Source organism: Micromonospora echinospora (genome assembly GCF_900091495.1).
Taxonomy (GTDB): domain Bacteria; phylum Actinomycetota; class Actinomycetes; order Mycobacteriales; family Micromonosporaceae; genus Micromonospora; species Micromonospora echinospora.
In genome coordinates this window covers 16498-34161 of record NZ_LT607413.1, presented here as the reverse complement: position 1 = coordinate 34161, position 17664 = coordinate 16498, and the positions used below count along the sequence as shown (strand labels likewise).

The window sequence follows — 17664 nt, the reverse complement described above, 5'->3', positions numbered from 1 at the left end:
GTCACGGGGTGCCGGAAACCTCCTGCACCACCTCGAACTCCAGCAGGTTCGCCCCGGTGGCGACCGGCTTGCGCTGCTGGCCGCCCTCGCCGCCGCCGTGCGCGGCCCGCGCCGGCCCGGACGCCCATGCCTGGTAGGCCTCCTCCGACTCCCACTTCGTGTACACGAAGTAGCGGGTCTCGCCGGCCACCGGGCGGAGCAGCTCGAAGCCGAGGAAGCCGGGAGAGCCCTCCACCGCGCCACGGCGGGCGGCGAACCGCCGCTCCAGCTCCTCGCCGGCACCGGGTGGGACGTCGATCGCGTTGATCTTCACGACTGCCATGGCACCCACCTTACGGCCGTCGCCGGTCAGAGGGGTTCGACGACGGGCTCCAGGTCGACGTCGACCACGATCGGGGCGTGGTCCGAAGGGCCCTTGCCCTTGCGGGCCTCCCGGTCGACGTACGCCGCGCGGACGTTCCGGGCGACCTGCGCGGAGGCGTACACCAGGTCGATCCGCATGCCCTTGTTCTGGTGGAACATCCCGGCGCGGTAGTCCCAGTAGGTGAACGGATGCGGGCCCTTCATCGGGGTGGGCACCACGTCGGCCAGCCCCAGGTCGCGCAGGGCGGCCAGGGCCTCCCGCTCGGCCGGCGTCACGTGGGTCGAGTTCACGAAGAGGGCCGGGTCCCAGACGTCGTCGTCGGTGGGGGCGACGTTGAAGTCGCCGCAGACCGCCAGCGGCGACCCGCCGCGCAGCTCGGTGTCGAGCGCGTCCCGCAGGGCGGCGAACCAGGCCAGCTTGTACGCGTAGTGCGGGTCGTCGGGGGTGCGCCCGTTCGGCACGTAGACCGACCAGACCCGCAGCCCGTCGCAGGTGGCCGAGACAGCGCGCGCCTCCGGCTCGGGAAATCCCGGCTGGCCGGGGAAGCCGACCGTGACGTCAGCGAGGCCCACCCGGGAGAGGATGGCCACCCCGTTCCACCGCCCGTCGCTGTGGCTGGCCACGGTGTAGCCCAGCTCGCCCACCTCCGCCACCGGGAACGCGCCGTCGGGGCACTTGGTCTCCTGGAGGCAGACCACGTCCGGCGCGGTGCCGGCGAGCCAGTCGAGCAGCCGGGGCAGCCGGGCCTTCACCGAGTTCACGTTCCAGGTCGCCAGGCGCATGCCCCCAGCCTGCCTGATCCGGGAGCCGCCCGCCCGCCGGCCCGCCGGCACCGCCCCGGCCGCCCCATGGCGGGAACCGGGGTCAGCTGCCCGGCTGGTCGCCCGGCCGACTCTGCTCGGCCAGGAAGCGCTCCAGCTCGGCGCCGAGTTCGTCGGCGGTGGGCAGCGGACCGCTCTCCGCGGCGAGGAGGTTCTTGCCACCCCGTCCCCGGGCGAACGCGTCGTACTGCTCCTCCAGGGCCTGGACCAGGGTGGCGGCGTCCTCGGTCTGGGCGACCTGCCGGTCGATCTCCACCCGGACCACCTCGGCGGCCGAACGGAGCCCGTCGCTGGGCAGCAGCAGCCCGGTGCTGCGGGACACCGAGGCGAGCAGCACCTCGGCGGCGGCCGGGTACTCGGTCTGCGCGACGTAGTGCGGCACGTGGGCGGCGAAGCCGAGGGCGTCCCGTCCGCGCTGGCCGAGCCGGTACTCCAGCAGGTATCCCACGCTGCCGGGCACCTGCACCCGCTGCAACCACGGCTCGTAGCCGGCGATCAGCTCACGCCGGGTGGCGTGCGCGGTCACCCCGGTCGGCCGGGTGTGCGGTACGGCCATCGGGATCGCGTTGAGCCCCACGGTGAGCCGGACGTCCAGCCGGGCGGCGAGGTCGCCGACGGCGGCCACGAAGCGTTCCCACTGGAGGTCCGGTTCGGGGCCGGTGAGCAGGAGGAACGGGGTCTCGTCGTCGTCGTGGAGCAGGTGCAGCTCCAGCTTGGGCTCGTCGTACTGTTCCCAGTGGTCCTCGACGAAGGTCATCACCGGGCGCCGGGAGCGGTAGTCGAAGACCTGGTCGACGTCGAAGGTGGCGACCGTCCGGGCCTCAAGGCTGGAGAGCAGCTGTTCCCGGGCCAGCCGGGTGGCGTTGCCGGCGTCGACGAAGCCGGTCAGCGCCTGGATGAGCACCGGTTGACCGAGGTCGGGCAGGTCGTCGGTGAGCTGGTACAGCTCCTGTGGGTCGAGCACCGGTCTGGACCTCCCTGAGTGGTGCGGACGGGCGGCCGTGGGGCAACGGCACCCGGTACGGGAAACGCATTCGCCATCTTCGTGCATTCCGTCGTGACGCGGTGGTGGGGGCGGTGCCCTCCCATTCCCGGTCGGCCGGTCGCCTCCGCGGGGCCGCCGCCGGGAGGAGTGCGCCCCGAACTCGTCCCTTCGGTTGGCGTGACCTCCACCGGACGGTGGAGCGGCTGTCCGTGCCGCCGGTCGACCGGTGGGCGGGGAGTTTCCCACCCGTCGGAGAACGGTCCGGATCGTCCGAGGGAAATGACCGCATCGCCGGCTTTGGCAATATGAGGGACAAGGCATGGTGATCTAGCGGGTTTGATGGTGAAAAATGTGGGCAGCGCCATAGATCACCACGGGTGGTGGACCCGCCTTCTCTGCTTAGCCTCGGCGGATGCGTGACGATGACAAGATCCACTATCGACCCGCTTCCACCAGCACAGATGACCGAAAGGCTGATGGTCCATCACCTGACCCGATGATTGCTGAGGGCGAACCTGCCGGGCGCCGCCGGAAGCTGCGGCACACCCTCACCCGCCGGCCCGGCCGGGCGACGATCGCCCTCGCCTCCGCCGCCGCCTGCTGCCTCGGCCTGGTCACCGTCGTCGAACTCCGGACGGCGGACGAGGGGACCCCCACCAGCAGCCCTGCCGCCAACGCCGAACTCCTCCGGCGGGCCGAGCAGGAAAGCGCCTCGCGCGGACTGGCCCGGACGCCGTCCGCCCCGCCCGCGACCCCCACGCCCAGCGCGTCGACCGCCCCCAACCCCACGCCCACCCCCAAGAAGACCACCCCGACGAAGAAGCCCACCCCGCGCAAGCCCGTCGACCCCGCCCCGGTGGCCGGCCTGACCGTCGCCCAGATGAACAACGCCAAGAAGATCGTCCGGACCGGCCACGCCATGGGCGTACCCCGACGCGCGCTGGTCATCGCGGTGGCCACCGCGATGCAGGAGAGCAACCTCTACAACCTCGCCAGCGGCGTGCTCCCCGAGTCGCAGAACCACCCGAACCAGGGCCTCGGCTGGGACCACGACTCCGTCGGTCTGTTCCAGCAGCGCGCCAGCATGGGCTGGGGGACGGTCGCGCAGCTGATGGACCCGGCGTACGCGACCCGCAAGTTTCTCACCACGCTGCTGACCGTGCCCGGCTGGCAGCAGATGCGGCTGACCGAGGCGGCCCAGGCCGTGCAGGTGTCGGGCTTCCCCGAGGCGTACGCGAAGCACGAGCCCCGGGCGACGGTGATCGTCAACGCGATCGTGGCTCCCGCGACGTAGTCGGGCGTGCCGGTTGCTCCTCCGGGGTACACATGAGTGGTACGGCCACGACAGGAGGACACCATGTCACCGCTCATGCAGAAAATCAGCCGCTTCCTTCGTTCCCCGCAGGGACAGCAGTTGGTCGACCGTGGTCGCCGGGAACTGGCCAAACCGGCCACCCAGCAGAAGCTGCGGGGCCTGGCGGCCAAGTTCGGCAAGCGGCGCTGATCCCTCCCGTCGTACCTGTCCCGCTGACCCCCGGAGCCATCCCGTGACCGACTCGACCCCCGTCGACGGCCAGCCCGTGCCCGCGCCCCGTCCACCGGCGACCCCCGCCGAGCCCGCCGAGCCGCTGGACGCCCCCGAGGCGCCCCCGGCCCGGCTCTGGGACCGGATGCGGGACGACCCGCAGTACGCACCGGAACACCTCGCCCTGGAGGCGGTCCGCCGGCTCGGGCCCGAGGCGGCCCGCTGGGCCGAGCGGGCCCGGGCCGAGCAGCCCGGGATCTCCGCCGAGGCCCTCGCCGACCAGGCGGTACGCCGCTTCGTCAACCGGGCCCGGCTCTCCGGCGCGGTCTCCGGCGCCGCCGGCCTGCCCGGCGCGGTGATCGACGTGGGGGTGCTCGCCTGGACCCAGGCCCGGATGGTGCTGCACATCGCCGCGGCCTACGGGGTCGAGCCGCAGCACACCGACCGGGCGACCGACCTGCTGGTCCTCCAGAAGGTGCACAAGGTGGCCGAGACGGCCCGGCTCGCCCTCGGCGTCGCCGCCGGCCGGGAGCGGGCCGGGGCGCTCTTCGGCGGCGGTTCCCAGCCCGCCCTCGGGCGGGTGATGCTCAAGCTCGGGGTGCGGCTGGCCCAGATGGCCGGGGTCCGTGCGGCCAAGCGGGTCTTCGCCAAGGTGGTGCCGGGCGCGGCGATCATCCTCGGCACCTGGGCCAACTCCTCGGCCACCAAGGACCTCGCCAACCGGTCCCGGGCGCTCTACGCCCAGCACCGCCCCGGCGTGGTCCCGCCCCCGCGTCACCCCTGACCGGTCGCCGCCGGTCGAGAGCCGACCTCAGTCGGCGAAGCCGGCGGCGGACCAGGTCACCTTGGCGAGCCGCTCCTGACCGGCGTTGTTCGGGTGGAAGTGGTCGATGGTGTTGACGTCGTCGAGGGTGAACCGCACCCGGTGCGCGGCCCCCCGGTCGTGCCGGCAGCGCGACCCGTACGCCCGGCACGCGGCGGCCAACTGGTCGTTGTAGTCGTCGATCCGCTCCTGGAACGTCCGGCGGCGTTCCCGGTCGGCGGCCGCCGTCGAGGTCGGGTTGGCGAGCAGGGCGGGACAGACCCCACGCTGCCAGGACCGCACGGCATCCTTGTCGGTGTGCCCGACCTCCCAGAGCCGGTACAGGTCCGGGATGCTCACCACGAGCACCCGGGCCTTGGGCCGCCCCTCGCGCAGCGTCCGCAGCGCCCGGTCGACCTGCTGGCGGAAGGTCTTGACCGGCGTCATCTGGTCGATGTCGGCGCGGCAGGCATCGTTCGCGCCGATCAGCACGGTGACGTAGTCCGCCTTGTCGCGTACCGCCCGGGTGGCCTGGTCGGGCAGGGCCGACGCGCGGGCCCCCGCCTTCGCGTGGTTGTACGCCCGTCCCCGGATCGCCGGATCGCGGTCGAGCAGCCGCCGGTAGTGGCTCTCCACCCGCCGGCCGTCCCCGGTGGACCAGGAGTTGCGCTCGCAGGACGCGAGCACCAGACAGGTGCCGAAGCCGGTGCTGATCGAGTCGCCGAGCGCGGCCATCGCCACCGGCGAGCCGGGACGCGGGGTGTCCCGGGGCGGGCGGGGCGTGCCGTCGCCGCCTCCTCCTCCGCTTCCGCTTTCGCAGGCCAGCGCCACCAGCGCCGACAGGCTGGCCACGGCGGCGACCCAACGTCGAGGCATGACCATCCCGTCCCGGAGCATGGTGCGACAGCGGGGTCACCTTACGCGTCCACCGTCCACGCCGGGTCACCCCGTGTCGGACATCCGGCACAACCGTCCGGTACCGGGCATCAGTGTGGTATGCGGCGGTCCACGACCGGTGCGGCAGGTTAACCCCGCAGAGCACCGGGTAGTTCGCCGGAATGACGCGATCGCAGCCCCGAGGTGCCCGGGGCACCGTCGGCCACGCCTACAGCGCGTTGAACCTGCGACTGGTCCTGGCCAGCTTCGGGCTCGTCACCATGGTGGTCTTCGCCGTGCTGGCCGCCCGCGCCGACCTGCCCTGGCTGGCCGTCGTCTGTGGTGTCCTCGCCGCCGTGGCGGTGGTCGACCTGATCGTCATCCAGCGCCGTCGGGCCGCCCGCCGCCGGGAGGAGCCGGGTGCGCGCCACTCGCTCTTCGAGTGACAGGAGTACGACATGCCCATCGCCACCACCGATCCCGCCACCGGTGAGGTGCTCCGGACGTACGACGAGATGCCGCCCGACCGGATCGACGCCGCCATCGCCGCCGCGCACCGGGCATTCGCGGAGCTTCGCGGCACCTCGGTCGCCCAGCGGGCCCGGTGGCTGACCGCGGCGGCCGACCTGCTCGACGCCGAGCGCGACGACATCGCCCGGGTGATGACCACGGAGATGGGCAAGACGTACGCGGCAGCGAAGGCCGAGGCGGCGAAGTGCGCCGCCGCCTGCCGCTTCTACGCCGACAACGCGGAGCGCTTCCTCGCCGACGAGCCGGCCGACGCGGCGGCGGTGGGAGCGAGGCGGGCCGTCGTCCGGTACCAGCCGATCGGGCCGGTGCTCGCGGTGATGCCATGGAACTTCCCGCTCTGGCAGGTGATCCGGTTCGCCGCGCCGGCCCTGACGGCCGGCAACACCGGGCTGCTCAAGCACGCCTCGAACGTGCCGCAGACCGCGCTCTGGCTGGGGGAGCTGTTCGGCCGGGCCGGGTTCCCCGAGGGCGCCTTCACCGCGTTGCTGGTCGGCTCGTCCGCCGTCGAACGGATCCTCACCGACCCCCGGGTCCGCGCGGCGACCCTGACCGGCAGCGAGCCGGCCGGACGGTCGATCGCCGCGATCGCCGGACGCGAGCTGAAGAAGACCGTGCTCGAACTCGGCGGCAGCGACCCGTTCGTGGTGATGCCCTCGGCCGACCTGGACCGGGCTGCCGAGGTCGCCACCACCGCGCGTTGCCAGAACAACGGCCAGTCCTGCATCGCCGCGAAACGGTTCATCGTGCACGCCGACGTCTTCGACGCGTTCACCGAGCGGTTCGTCGACCGGATGGCGGCGCTGCGCGTCGGCGACCCGATGGACGAGCGGACCGACGTCGGGCCGCTGGCCAGCGAGCGGGGCCGGAACGAGGTGGCCGCCCAGGTCCGTGACGCGGCCGAGCGGGGCGCCCGGGTGCTCTGCGGTGGCGAGGTGCCCGACCGGCCCGGCTGGTGGTACCCGCCGACCGTGGTCACCGACCTGACGCCGGAGATGCGGATGTGGGGCGAGGAGGTCTTCGGCCCGGCCGCCGGGCTCTACCGGGTGTCGTCGTACGACGAGGCGGTCGAGGTGGCCAACGGCACCAGCTTCGGCCTCGGCGCGAACGCCTGGACCCGGGACCCCGAGGAACAGGAGCGCTTCGCCACCGACCTGGACGCCGGCAGCGTCTTCGTCAACGGGATGACCACCTCCTACCCGCAGTTGCCCTTCGGCGGGGTGCGGAACTCCGGCTACGGCCGGGAACTGTCGGCGCTGGGCATGCGCGAGTTCTGCAACGTCAAGACGGTCTGGGTCGGCGAGGGCGGCCCCTCGGCGGGGGCCGGCGCCCACGCCGAGTGAGGGCGTCGGCGACCTGCGGTGGCTGAGGTGGTAGCAGGGGCTGAGGTGGTAGCAGGGGTCCCCTGCAGGGCGTTTTCGCACTGCAGGGGACCCCTGCTACCACGCGGGGCGGGTGCCGATTGCCGGACGGCCGTTCTGGGTAGGGGTGCGAGGCATGACGGTGTTCGGCGTGCACGCCTCCCACGAGCAGATCCACCCGACCGCGCTGCTAAAAGCGGTGGTCCACGCGGAGCGGGCCGGCTTCGACGCGGCCATGTGCTCGGACCACTTCGCTCCGTGGAGCGAGCGTCAGGGGCAGTCCGCGTTCGCCTGGTCCTGGCTCGGTGCCGCCCTCCAGGCCACCAGCCTGCCGTTGGGCGTGGTCAACGCTCCCGGTCAGCGTTACCACCCGGCGATCATCGCGCAGGCGATCGGCACCCTCGGCGCGATGTACCCGGGCCGGTTCTGGGCCGCGCTCGGCACCGGCGAGGCGGCCAACGAGCACATCACCGGTGACCCCTGGCCGCGTAAGGACGTCCGTAACGCGCGACTGCGGGAGTGCGTGGACGTGATCCGTGCGTTGCTGGCCGGTGAGGAGGTCAGCCACGACGGTCTGGTCCGGGTGGACCGGGCGAAGCTGTGGACCCGGCCGGAGCAGCCCCCGGCCCTGGTGGGCGCGGCGGTCAGCGTGGCCACCGCCCGCTGGTGCGCCGAGTGGGCCGACGGCCTGATCACCGTCAACGCCCCGGTGCCGCACCTCCGCGCCATGATCGACGCCTACCGGGACGCCGGTGGCCGGGGCCCGTTGAGTCTCCAGGTGCACCTCAGCTGGGCGGCGGACGAGACGGAGGCCGAGCGGATCGCGTACGACCAGTGGCGTAGCAACGTCTTCGCCCCGCCGGTCTGCTGGGACCTGGAGACGGTGGAGCACTTCGACGTGATCTCCGAGCAGGTGCCGATGGAGCGGCTGCGCCGGGTGGTCAACATCTCCGCCGACCTCGGCCGGCACACCGGATGGCTGGAGGAGTACCTCGACCTCGGCTTCGACCGGATCTTCCTGCACCACGTCGGGCAGGAGCTGGACCCGTTCGTCGACGCGTTCGGCACGGAGGTGCTGCCGAAGCTGCGGGCCCGCTGATTCCCCCAGGCCGTCGACCCGTCGAACCGGGTCGACGGCCTCCGTCGGTGTGGGACCGGTCGAGGCGGGCGTCCGTGCCTCGCGGGCGTCCGTGCCTCGCGGGCGTCCGTGCCTCGCGGGCGTCCGTGCCTCGCGGTCTCGGCGCCGGACACGTACGCCGGCGCGCAGCCGCGCCGGGATGGTGGTGGGCCACATCGGAGTGGTCCGGAACGTATGACCCAACCACTATTCGTGCCGGGCACGCGACTCCCCGTAAGATTGATTGACTTCAATAGCGGTGGTGATGCCACCGCGGACCAGGGGAGTGGTTGATGTTCCGACGGAAACTGTCCCGCGCGGCTGGTGCCGCGCTCGCGCTCGCGCTGTCCCTCGCCGGTGTCCAGGCCGTCGGCGGTGCGCCGGCCTCCGCCGACCCGGGGACCGCCGTGCGCACCGTCCTCTACGACGCCAGCCGGGCCGGTGAGTTCCGCACCAACTTCGACCAGGCTGCCGCGATCTGGAACAGCAGCGTCAGCAACGTGCGCCTCCAGGCCGGCACGCCGGCCGCCGTCACCATCCGGGTGGACAGCGGCTGGCCCCGTGCCTACGTCACCGGCCTGGGCCGGGGCACCATCTACATGGGATGGCAGGCGGTCGACCAGGGATACAACCGGACCCGGATCGCCACCCACGAGTTCGGTCACATCCTCGGCCTGCCGGACCGGCGCACCGGCCTCTGCTCGGACCTGATGTCCGGTAGCAGCGCCCCGGTCTCCTGCACCAACGCCTACCCGAACGCCACCGAGGCCGCCCAGGTGAACGCCCTCTTCGCCGGCAGCCGCACCACCGCCGGCGTGGCCGGCACCTACACCTGGCCCGAGGAGGCCCAGGACGAGATCTCGCCGCTGGTCGTCAACGGCCGGCCGGCGACCGAGAACTACCCGTGGATGGTGTACACCTCCGGCTGCACCGGCACCCTGATCAAGGCCAACTGGGTGGTCACCGCCAAGCACTGCCCCACCCCGTCCTCCGTGCGGGTGGGCAGCATCGACCGCACCAGCGGCGGGACCGTGGTCGGCGTGAGCCGGGCGGTCAACAACCCGACCATCGACGTGAAGCTGTTCCAGCTCTCCAGCTCGGTCAGCTACGCCCCGGCGGTCATCCCCACCAGCTCCGGCGCGGTCGGCACCGCCACCCGGATCATCGGTTGGGGTCAGACCTGCCCGACCCGGGGCTGTGGTTCGGCCCCGACCATCGCGCACGAGCTGGACACCTCGATCGTCGCGGACACCCGCTGCAGCGGCATCAACGCCGCCTACGAGATCTGCACCAACAACACCAACGGCAACGCGGGCGCCTGCTACGGCGACTCGGGCGGCCCGCAGGTGCGGCAGATCAACGGCGTGTGGAACCTGATCGGCGCGACCAGCCGTGCCGGCAACAACAACCCGACCTGCGCCACCGGTCCGTCCATCTACGGCGACCTGACCGCGATCCGCAGCTGGATCAACACCCAGGTCGGCGGCCTGCCGGTCTGAGGTTGGTAGCAGGGGTCCCCGGTTACCGCTTTCTGCGGAGCAGGGGGCCCCTGCAACCACACCACCGCCCAGCGCGGTGACCACCTCGGGGTCGATCGGACGACCGTCCGGAACGGACGGTGGCGTGCGTCAGCGGTGCTGGCGGAGCGCGCCGACGAAGGCGCGCCAGGCGGTGGGGCCGAAGGTGAGGGTCCCGGCGTCGCGGTGCTTGCTGTCCCGGACGGCGACCACGCCGGGCAGGTTGTCGGCGACCTCGACGCAGTCGCCGCCGTTGGAGCTGCTGCGGGTGCTGGTGCGCCAGCGGGCGCCGGTCAGGTCAGCCATTCTCGCGCCTCCATCAGCTCGATCGACTGGTCACGGGGGAGCGCCACCGCCCGCACAGTGTCCCAGGTGCGCAGCAGCGGGGCAACGTCCTCGGTGACCCGCCCGGCGGCCTGGTCGTCGAGATAGCCGACGTCGTCCCGGCCATCGAAGCTGGCAACGACGAACGCCCCGGCCAGCCCGGGATGGAACCCGGCCCGGATCGGGACGATGTGGACGATGACCGTGGCGCGGGCCACCATCGTGACCAGGTGGTCGAGCTGCGGGTGCATGATCTCCGGGTCGCCCCGGCGCAGCGCCGCCTCGTCCACTACGAAGACGGTCAGCGGCGGCCGGGGCCGGTCGAAGACGGCCGCCTGCCGGGCCAGCCGGGCCGCCACGTGCCCCTCCACCTCGTCGTCGACCAGCGGGCCGCTGGCGAGCACCGCGTGCGCGTACGCCTCGGTCTGGAGCAGGCCGGGCAGCACGGACGGCTGGAACGACCGCAGCGTGGTGGCCTTCGTCTCGATCTCGGCCCACGGCCGGAACCAGAGCGGCTGGCGGGGGCGTACCGCGTCCGGCCAGAGGTCGGCGATCTCCCGGCCCAGGGTCTGCGCGACGGCGGCCCGGTGGCGCGGTTGGGGTGTCGCGCCCCGGCTGACCCAGCGGCCGGTGGTCTTCGGGTCCACCCCGACCCGGCGGGCCAGCGACTCGATGGTCTCGCCGCGTTCCCGCATCGCCGTCCGCAGCACGTCGTTCATGCCCACCTCCCGGATCGTCGGACCTGAGGTGGAAAACCCTAGTGTGGCGGACAGTGATGGGGTGGTGACGCGCCGAGCAGGGGCCTCCCGGACGCGGGAGGCCCCTGTCGGACCGGGGATCGACGGGTCAGGAGAGCGCGCAGGCCACTCCGTTGACCGCGACCAGACCCGGTGCGGGGTTGGCCCCTCCGCCGGTGGCCGCGTTGAACCCGAAGGTCACCGTGCCACCCGGCGCGATCCTGGCGTTGTACGACTCGTTCTTCGCGGTGACGGTGGCCCCGGACTGGGTCACCGTCGCCAGCCACCCCTCGCGCACCTTCTGGTCACCGGTGAACGCGAAGCGGGCGGTCCAGCCGTCGATCGTCTTCGGGCTGGTGTTGCGGATCGTCACCTGGGCGGTGAAGCCACCGGACCAGGAGCCGTGGTTAACGTACTGGACCGCGCAGCCCGACGGGGGGATCGCCCCGGCCTCACCCTGGTCGGCCAGGAAGGACGCGATCCAGGCCAGCGCCGAGTTCCAGTTGATCGCCACCTCGTTGGTGGAGTACGACTGGATGTCGTCGACGTAGCAGAACATCGGCTTGCAGCCGGCGAGCAACTGCTCGACGAACGGGTCCTGGAGGGCGGCGTTCGGTCCGCCCGCGATCGAGCCGGCGGGCGGCTTCGGCAGGTCCGGGTTCAACTGGTTGCCGAAGATGCGGCTGTGCTGGTTCTCCGCCGCGTGGTCACCCCACCCGGTCACGTACGAGATGTTCAGCGCGTTGCGGCCGAGGATGTAGTCCATCGTCTGCACCGCCCCGTCCCGGTACTTCACGTCGCCGGTCAGGTCGAAGGCGGTGGCCAGCACGACCGCGTTGTTGATCAGGTTGCCGTTCCCGCCCCAGAAGTAGCTGCCGGGGTCGCCGGGCATCGGCAGCCCGTACGCCTGCCGGCCGACCTCGGCCAGGTAGCGGTCGGCGGCGGCGGTCACCGAGGCGCGGATCCGGGTGCGCTCGGCGGCCGGCAGCCCGCTCGGCACGGTGGCCAGGTCGAGGCGACCCAGCGCGGCCACCCCCTGCCAGCTGAAGCCGCGCGGCTCGAACACGTCGGCGGTGTGGTGCGGCGAGGCGGTCAGGTCGGTCAGGTACGCCCGCTCGCCGGTGGTCAGGTACAACTCCGCCGCCGCCCAGTAGAACTCGTCGGTGACGGTGGTGTCGTCGTACGCGCCGCCGCCGGTGGCGTCGGTCGGGCTGGCGTACCGCGTGGGGTTGGCCTTGGCCGCCGTGTAGGCGGTCTTCGCGGCGGCGCCGCAGCGGCCGGCGAAGGCCGCGTCGTACGGGGCGAACAGCCGCGCGCACTGCGCGGCGACGGCGGCCAGGTTGAGGGTGGCTGCGGTGGACGGCGGGTGCAGCTCGCGCTGTTCCGGGTCCTCGTGCGGCAGCAGCGGCAGCCCGGTCCAGTTCCGATCGTGGATCTTGTGGTGGGCCATCCCGGCGAGCGGCTTGCCGGCCGGCACCTGCATGCGCAGCAGGAACTCCAGTTCCCAGCGGGCCTCGTCGAGGACATCCGGCACGCCGTTGCCCCGTTCGGGCACCCGCAGGGTGCTGTCGCCGAGCGCCGCGCCGCCGTCGGCGGTGGCCGCGGTCTTGGTCCGCTCGAAGGTGTTCAGCAGCTGGTAGGTGGCGAGGCCGCCGTTGACCACGTACTTCCCGTGGTCGCCCGCGTCGTACCAGCCGCCGCGTACGTCGAGGGAGTAGTCGCAGACGCCGGGCTGGCAGGGCACGTTCGTGTCGCCCTTGTTCGGCGCCACGTCGAGGTGACCGGCGGGGCGCGCGTACTCGTCGCCGATCAGGTCGCCGTCGATCGCGATGCCGCTGCGCTGGGCGTAGAAGAACTGCAACGAGTCCGACCGGAGCTGGTCGTAGAGGTCGCCGGAGATGGTGAACGGGTGGCTGGTCTCACCGTCCGCGACCAGGGTCAGTCCGGTGCCCGGCGCGCGGTACGACGAGAAGGCGATGGTGTGCGTGTTCTGCCCGGAGGCCTCGTCCACGCCGCGTGGGGTGCTGGTGCCGCTGGCTACCACCGTGCCGTCGGCGGACCGCAGCTGCCAGGGCAGCGGCTCGGTGGCGGTGGTGACCACGGTGGCGTTCTTCGGCCCGGCGGGCAGGTAGCCGACCTGGTTGACCCGGACTCTCGGGCCGGTGTCCGGCTCGTACGGTGGGACCGGCTCGCCGCCGCGCAACGAGACGTTGTCCAGGCAGAAGGTCTGGTCGGCCGTGCTGCCCCCGACCTGGAAGATGATCTGCGCCCGGGAGTCGTCGGCCGGTGCGGTGAAGGTGTACTCGGTGCGCTGCGGCGTTCCGCCCGCCGTCGCGTCCACGCTGGCGTACGTGGTGTACGGCGCGCTGCCGAGCTGGAGCACCGCCTTCAGGTTCGCGCCCGGGGTGGCGCTGGCGTCGAAGGCGAGCGTGTACGAGGAGCCGGCGAGCAGCGGGACGCCGTCCTGCCCGATGCCGGCGTCCCACGGGTTGGCCAGTCCGCCGGCGACGGTGGTGCAGAGCCGCCCGTCGGGGTTGGTGAGGTCCCCCGTGCCGAAGGAGAACCAGGGGGAGATGCCGGTGCTGAAGTCGCCGTTGCGGATCTGCTCCGGGGGCTCCTCGTCGTCGGCGGCGTGCGCGGCCGGGGACAGGGTGCCGGTCAGGGCGAGGGTGGTCGCCGCAGCGAGCAGCGCGAGGCGGCGTCGGCGGCGTGGGGGTGACGTCACGACGGTTCCTTCCGGGGACGGGCGGACCTGGGAGCGCTCCCAAGTATCGGTCGATGTTTCCAGGGTGTGACCGGCCTGTCAATCGACCGGACTGGATGGCCTCGTTCCCCGGTCCCGCTCCGGGCGCGGAGAGTGAGATTCGCCGCGCCACGCCCCGCCGACGGTGATCTACTAGAGACAACCCGCCCTCCTCCTGGCAGGCTGCGTCCATGACCCTGAAGCTGCGTTCTACGGGGGCGACCGACCGTGGCCTGATCCGGAGCGGCAATCAGGACGCCTTCCACGCCGGCACCTGGCTCGTCGCCGTCGCCGACGGCATGGGCGGGATGGCGGCCGGCGACCTCGCCAGCTCCATCGCCATGCAGACCGTCGCGCCACTCGACCTGGAGACACCGGAGGACGCGTTGGTGGCGGCGCTGCGCGGCGGCATCGAGCTGGCCAGCGGGCGGATCCGCCGCGCCGTCGAGGAGGACCCGGAGCGGCAGGGCATGGGCACCACACTGACCGCGCTGCTGTTCGCGCGGACCGGAAGCTGCCTGGCCCTGGCCCACGTCGGCGACTCCCGCGCGTACCTGCTCCGCGAGGGGGTGCTCAAGCAGATCACCCGCGACGACACCTTCGTGCAGATGCTCATCGACCAGGGGCTCATCACACCGGAACAGGCCAGCAGCCACCCGCGTCGGGCGGTGGTGACCCAGGCCCTCCAGGGCGGCGAGGTCTCGCCGGCCTACGCCACCATGGTGCCCTGGGCCGGGGACCGCTGGCTGCTGTGCAGCGACGGGCTCTCCAACGTGGTCCGCGCGGACACCCTCGCCGAGGTGCTCGCCGGACACGCCGACCGCGAGGAGTGCGCCCGCCGGCTGATCGACCTGGCCCTGCGCGCGGGCGGCCCGGACAACGTCACCGTGGTGGTCGCCGACGTGGTCGCCGAGGACTGACCGCCGCCGCCCCGGCCTCCGCCGGGCGGAACGCCACCGCCGCCACGTCGGCCCTCGGCCGGCGGAACCGCACCGCCGCCGGGTCGACCTTCGGCGTGCGGAACGCTACCGCCGCTACGGGCCTCGGCGGGCGGAACGTCACCGGCGGCGCGGGGTGGTGTGCCGGGTCGGCGCTGCGGCGGTGGGATCCTCCGGCCAGGGATGGCGCGGGTAGCGGCCCCGCAGTTCCGCCCGCACCTGCGGGTAGCCGACCCGCCAGAACGAGGCCAGGTCGGCGGTGACCGCCACCGGCCGGCCGGCGGGGGAGAGCAGGTGCAGCAGCACCGGCACCCGCCCGTCGGCGATCCGGGGCGCCCGCTGCCAGCCGAAGGTCTCCTGGAGCTTCACCGCGAGCACCGGGGCGGCCGGGTCGGCGTAGTCGACGCGGGCCCGGGTGCCACTCGGCACGGTGATCCGTTCGGGAGCCAACTCGTCCAGGCGGGCCGCCTGCGGCCAGGGGAGCAGCCGGCGCAGCGCCCCGGTCACGTCGATCCGGGCCAGGTCGGCACGGCGTCTCGCCCGGGCCAGCTCCGGCCCGAGCCACTCCGGCGCGGCGACGAGCAGGGCGTCGTCGTCGACCGCCGGCCAGTCACCGCCGAGCGCCTGCCGGCAGAACGCCAACCGGTCCCGCAGCGACCGGGCCGCCGGGGTCCAGGCGAGCAGGGCGAGCCCGTCCCGGCGCAGACCGGCCAGGAGCGCCGCACCCACCGCCGCCGGGTCGGGGCGGGTCAGCGGCCGCTCGGCCAGCTCGATCGCGCCGAGCCGGGTCAGCTCCCGGGCCAGCACGTCCCCGCCCACCCAGGCGACCTGACGTTCCTCGCGCAGCAGCGCCGCGCCGACCTCGCGGGCGGTCGCCTCGTCGAGCGCGGCGGCGGCGCGGATCCGGGCGGCCGGGGCGCCGGGAGAGCGGTCGGCCACCGCTACGGCGAGCCAGTCGCAACCGGCCAGCGCCGACCCGGGCGCCAGCTCGGCGGCGGTCCCGCCGGCCATCAGGTACGCCGGACCGCCCGGCCGCCGGACCCGGGCCAGCCGTTCCGGGTGGGCCAGTCCGACCAGCAGCCCGACGGCCAGGTCGTCCGGGACGGGCGGTGCGACGGCCCGGTCGTCCCGGACCGGCGGTGCGACGGCCGGATCGTCCGGGACCGGCGCGCCGTGGCGCGTCCCCCGCCGCCGTTCCGGGTCCGGGGGCAAAGCGGCGCGCAGCCGGCGTACCTCGGTCCGCCAGCGCGCGGTGGCGGCGGGGTCGGTGCCGGCGCGCAGCCGCCGCCAGCTCGCCACCAGGTCGTCCCCCGGGCCGGTCTCCTCGCTGAGCAGGGCCACCACCTCGGCGGCGCGGTCCGCGCCGACCCGGGCCGCCCCGTCGAGCAGCGCCCGGCCCAGCCGGGGATGGACGCCGGTCGCCGTGATCGCCCGGCCCCGTCCGGTGATCCGGCCCTCCGCGTCGACCGCGCCGAGCGTGCCGAGGGTCTGCCGGGCCACCGCCATCGCCGCCGCCGGCGGGGGGTCGGGCAGCGCGAGGCCGGTGCCGTCCGGCTGTCCCCACGCCGCCAGCTCCAGGGCGAACCCGGTCAGGTCGGCGGTGGCGATCTCCGGTTCCGGCTGGGCGGCGAGCCGCTCGTGGGTGGCCGGGGACCAGCAGCGGTAGACGTGCCCCGGAGCCTCCCGGCCGGCCCGGCCGGCCCGCTGGGTCGCGGCGGCGCGGGAGACCGGCACGGTGACCAGCGCGCCCAGGCCCCGGGCCAGGTCGGTCCGGGCGACCCGGCTCAGCCCGGCGTCGACCACCGTCCGGACGCCGGGCACGGTGAGGCTGCTCTCCGCGACGGCGGTGGCCAGCACCACCCGTCGCCGGTCGGCGGGGCGCAGCGCGGCGTCCTGCTCGGTGCCCCGCTGCCGGCCGTGCAGCGGCACCAGGGCGACCCGGTCGCGCAGGTCCGCCAGTCGGGCGCTGACCCCGGCGATCTCCCCGGTGCCCGGCAGGAAGACCAGGACGTCGCCGTCCTGTTCGGACACCGCCCGGCGGACCGTCGCGGCCACGTGGTCGAGCAGTGTGGGATCCACCCGGTTGCCCCGGTACCCGGCGACGGGGCGGGGCGGGGGCGCCCAGATCCGGGCGACCGGGTGCAGCGCCGCCTCGGCCCGGACCACCGGCGCGGTCCTCGTCCCACCGAGCAGGTCGGCGAAGCGGTCCGCCTCGGCGGTCGCCGACATGGCCACGAGCCACAGGTCGGGGCGGAGCGCGGTCCGGGCCTCCACGGTGAAGGCGAGCGCCAGGTCGGCGTCGAGGTGCCGCTCGTGGCACTCGTCGAGCAGCACCGCCGATACGCCGGGCAGTTCCGGGTCGTGGTGCAGCCGCCGGACCAGCAGCCCGGTGGTGACCACCTCGATCCGGGTGGCCGGGCCGGTGCGCCGGTCGCCGCGCACGGCGTACCCGACGCGGTCGCCGACCCGCTCGCCGAGCAGCGCCGCCATCCGGTGCGCCGCCGCCCGGGCGGCCACCCGGCGCGGCTGGGCGATCAGCACCCGGCCGTCGACCTCGTCGGCGACCGCCAGTGGCGTCAGGGTGGTCTTCCCGGTGCCCGGCGGCGCGACCAGGACGGCGGCGCCCGCGGTGCGCAGGGCCGTGGTCAGCGCGGCCAGGACCGGCCGGACCGGCAGTTCGAGGGGTACGTCGCGGAGCACGCCCCAGTCTCGCACCGGCGGCCGGCGGCACCGGTCGGCGCGTCACCCGCCGCCGCAGCCGGCGTCACCCGCGTTGGGGCCGCGTGCCGGTCGGTGTGCCGGTCGGTGTGCCGGGCCGGTCAGAGCCGGTCAGGCCAGCGCGTCGATGCCGGCGACGAACTGCCGCCACGACGCGCGCGGGAAGACCAGCACCGGGCCGGGGCGGTCCTTGCTGTCCCGGACGGCCACCCGACCGTCGACGCCGGCGACCTCCACGCAGTTGCCGTTGCCGCTGCTGCGCCTGCTGGTCCGCCACTGCGCACGGGTCAGGTCGAGAACGGTCATGG

General features: G+C 73.9%; 17 protein-coding genes. 8 read left to right on the top strand and 9 right to left on the bottom strand.

The window, feature by feature from the left end; genetic code table 11:
• Window position 1: 1 nt before the first annotated feature.
• From GA0070618_RS00175 to GA0070618_RS00165, 3 genes are all read right to left on the bottom strand, one after another.
• Complete coding sequence (locus GA0070618_RS00175) at window positions 2-322, bottom strand: antibiotic biosynthesis monooxygenase family protein (RefSeq protein WP_088979803.1); 321 nt, start codon at window positions 320-322, stop codon at window positions 2-4.
• A gap of 26 nt (window positions 323-348) precedes the next feature.
• Window positions 349-1146 carry an exodeoxyribonuclease III gene (locus tag GA0070618_RS00170; RefSeq protein ID WP_088979802.1) on the bottom strand — a complete coding sequence of 266 codons (798 nt, stop codon included), beginning with the start codon at window positions 1144-1146 and terminating at the stop codon, window positions 349-351.
• An 82-nt stretch (window positions 1147-1228) separates the two neighbouring features.
• The gene (locus tag GA0070618_RS00165; protein WP_088979801.1) at window positions 1229-2149 is read right to left on the bottom strand and encodes a proteasome assembly chaperone family protein; all 921 of its coding nucleotides are present in this window, start codon (window positions 2147-2149) and stop codon (window positions 1229-1231) included.
• Between the two features lie 433 nt (window positions 2150-2582).
• Here GA0070618_RS00165 and GA0070618_RS00160 point away from each other — a divergent pair, with 433 nt between their 5' ends.
• The 3 genes from GA0070618_RS00160 (at window position 2583) to GA0070618_RS00155 (ending at window position 4479) form a co-directional block, all read left to right on the top strand.
• Window positions 2583-3464 carry a peptidase M23 gene (locus tag GA0070618_RS00160; RefSeq protein ID WP_088979800.1) on the top strand — a complete coding sequence of 294 codons (882 nt, stop codon included), beginning with the start codon at window positions 2583-2585 and terminating at the stop codon, window positions 3462-3464.
• Between the two features lie 63 nt (window positions 3465-3527).
• On the top strand, window positions 3528-3674 hold the full coding sequence (locus GA0070618_RS33830) for a hypothetical protein (protein ID WP_170107945.1): 147 nt from the start codon (window positions 3528-3530) through the stop codon (window positions 3672-3674).
• A 43-nt stretch (window positions 3675-3717) separates the two neighbouring features.
• Complete coding sequence (locus GA0070618_RS00155) at window positions 3718-4479, top strand: EcsC family protein (protein ID WP_172900238.1); 762 nt, start codon at window positions 3718-3720, stop codon at window positions 4477-4479.
• A 27-nt stretch (window positions 4480-4506) separates the two neighbouring features.
• Here GA0070618_RS00155 and GA0070618_RS00150 read toward each other — a convergent pair whose 3' ends face one another.
• On the bottom strand, window positions 4507-5373 hold the full coding sequence (locus GA0070618_RS00150; RefSeq protein WP_088985164.1) for a GDSL-type esterase/lipase family protein: 867 nt from the start codon (window positions 5371-5373) through the stop codon (window positions 4507-4509).
• 182 nt (window positions 5374-5555) lie between these two features.
• Here GA0070618_RS00150 and GA0070618_RS00145 point away from each other — a divergent pair, with 182 nt between their 5' ends.
• The 4 genes from GA0070618_RS00145 (at window position 5556) to GA0070618_RS00130 (ending at window position 9878) form a co-directional block, all read left to right on the top strand.
• Complete coding sequence (locus GA0070618_RS00145) at window positions 5556-5819, top strand: DUF6343 family protein (RefSeq protein ID WP_088979799.1); 264 nt, start codon at window positions 5556-5558, stop codon at window positions 5817-5819.
• A gap of 12 nt (window positions 5820-5831) precedes the next feature.
• Window positions 5832-7244, top strand: a complete 1413-nt coding sequence (locus tag GA0070618_RS00140) for an NADP-dependent succinic semialdehyde dehydrogenase (protein ID WP_088979798.1) — start codon at window positions 5832-5834, stop codon at window positions 7242-7244.
• Window positions 7245-7398: 154 nt separating this feature from the next.
• Entirely contained in the window at window positions 7399-8361 is a 963-nt protein-coding gene (locus tag GA0070618_RS00135) for a TIGR03885 family FMN-dependent LLM class oxidoreductase (protein ID WP_088979797.1), read from the top strand.
• A 311-nt stretch (window positions 8362-8672) separates the two neighbouring features.
• Window positions 8673-9878, top strand: coding sequence for a snapalysin family zinc-dependent metalloprotease (locus GA0070618_RS00130; protein WP_088979796.1), 1206 nt, complete (start codon window positions 8673-8675; stop codon window positions 9876-9878).
• A gap of 129 nt (window positions 9879-10007) precedes the next feature.
• On the opposite strand, the gene GA0070618_RS00125 is transcribed toward GA0070618_RS00130, so the two are convergent.
• The 3 genes from GA0070618_RS00125 to GA0070618_RS00115 form a co-directional block, all read right to left on the bottom strand.
• Complete coding sequence (locus GA0070618_RS00125) at window positions 10008-10202, bottom strand: DUF397 domain-containing protein (protein ID WP_088979795.1); 195 nt, start codon at window positions 10200-10202, stop codon at window positions 10008-10010.
• On the bottom strand, window positions 10190-10939 hold the full coding sequence (locus tag GA0070618_RS00120) for a helix-turn-helix domain-containing protein (protein WP_088979794.1): 750 nt from the start codon (window positions 10937-10939) through the stop codon (window positions 10190-10192). The genes GA0070618_RS00125 and GA0070618_RS00120 overlap by 13 nt, the downstream gene beginning before the upstream one ends.
• 127 nt (window positions 10940-11066) lie before the next feature.
• A complete protein-coding gene (locus GA0070618_RS00115) occupies window positions 11067-13682 on the bottom strand; it encodes a glycoside hydrolase family 9 protein (RefSeq protein ID WP_088979793.1) in 2616 nt (871 codons plus the stop codon).
• Window positions 13683-13891: 209 nt separating this feature from the next.
• Between GA0070618_RS00115 and GA0070618_RS00110 the strand changes: the two genes are divergently transcribed.
• The gene (locus GA0070618_RS00110) at window positions 13892-14620 is read left to right on the top strand and encodes a PP2C family protein-serine/threonine phosphatase (RefSeq protein WP_088979792.1); all 729 of its coding nucleotides are present in this window, start codon (window positions 13892-13894) and stop codon (window positions 14618-14620) included.
• Window positions 14621-14758: 138 nt separating this feature from the next.
• Here the strand turns inward: GA0070618_RS00110 and hrpB are convergent, their stop codons facing one another.
• Both hrpB and GA0070618_RS00100 read right to left on the bottom strand, forming a co-directional pair.
• A complete protein-coding gene (gene hrpB, locus GA0070618_RS00105; protein WP_088979791.1) occupies window positions 14759-17338 on the bottom strand; it encodes an ATP-dependent helicase HrpB in 2580 nt (859 codons plus the stop codon).
• A 129-nt stretch (window positions 17339-17467) separates the two neighbouring features.
• Window positions 17468-17662, bottom strand: a complete 195-nt coding sequence (locus GA0070618_RS00100) for a DUF397 domain-containing protein (RefSeq protein ID WP_088979790.1) — start codon at window positions 17660-17662, stop codon at window positions 17468-17470.
• Between the last annotated feature and the right edge of the window lie 2 nt (window positions 17663-17664).

Excerpts from the sequence above, each read along its gene's own strand:
- GA0070618_RS00145 (WP_088979799.1), top strand. The coding sequence starts at position 5,556 with ATGACGCGATCGCAGCCCCGAGGTGCCCGGGGCACCGTCGGCCACGCC.
- GA0070618_RS00160 (WP_088979800.1), top strand. The coding sequence starts at position 2,583 with ATGCGTGACGATGACAAGATCCACTATCGACCCGCTTCCACCAGCACA.
- GA0070618_RS00140 (WP_088979798.1), top strand. The coding sequence starts at position 5,832 with ATGCCCATCGCCACCACCGATCCCGCCACCGGTGAGGTGCTCCGGACG.
- GA0070618_RS00150 (WP_088985164.1), bottom strand. The coding sequence starts at position 5,373 with ATGCCTCGACGTTGGGTCGCCGCCGTGGCCAGCCTGTCGGCGCTGGTG.
- GA0070618_RS00120 (WP_088979794.1), bottom strand. The coding sequence starts at position 10,939 with ATGAACGACGTGCTGCGGACGGCGATGCGGGAACGCGGCGAGACCATC.
- GA0070618_RS00135 (WP_088979797.1), top strand. The coding sequence starts at position 7,399 with ATGACGGTGTTCGGCGTGCACGCCTCCCACGAGCAGATCCACCCGACC.
- GA0070618_RS00100 (WP_088979790.1), bottom strand. The coding sequence starts at position 17,662 with ATGACCGTTCTCGACCTGACCCGTGCGCAGTGGCGGACCAGCAGGCGC.
- GA0070618_RS00175 (WP_088979803.1), bottom strand. The coding sequence starts at position 322 with ATGGCAGTCGTGAAGATCAACGCGATCGACGTCCCACCCGGTGCCGGC.
- GA0070618_RS00130 (WP_088979796.1), top strand. The coding sequence starts at position 8,673 with ATGTTCCGACGGAAACTGTCCCGCGCGGCTGGTGCCGCGCTCGCGCTC.
- GA0070618_RS00125 (WP_088979795.1), bottom strand. The coding sequence starts at position 10,202 with ATGGCTGACCTGACCGGCGCCCGCTGGCGCACCAGCACCCGCAGCAGC.
- GA0070618_RS00170 (WP_088979802.1), bottom strand. The coding sequence starts at position 1,146 with ATGCGCCTGGCGACCTGGAACGTGAACTCGGTGAAGGCCCGGCTGCCC.
- GA0070618_RS00110 (WP_088979792.1), top strand. The coding sequence starts at position 13,892 with ATGACCCTGAAGCTGCGTTCTACGGGGGCGACCGACCGTGGCCTGATC.
- GA0070618_RS33830 (WP_170107945.1), top strand. The coding sequence starts at position 3,528 with ATGTCACCGCTCATGCAGAAAATCAGCCGCTTCCTTCGTTCCCCGCAG.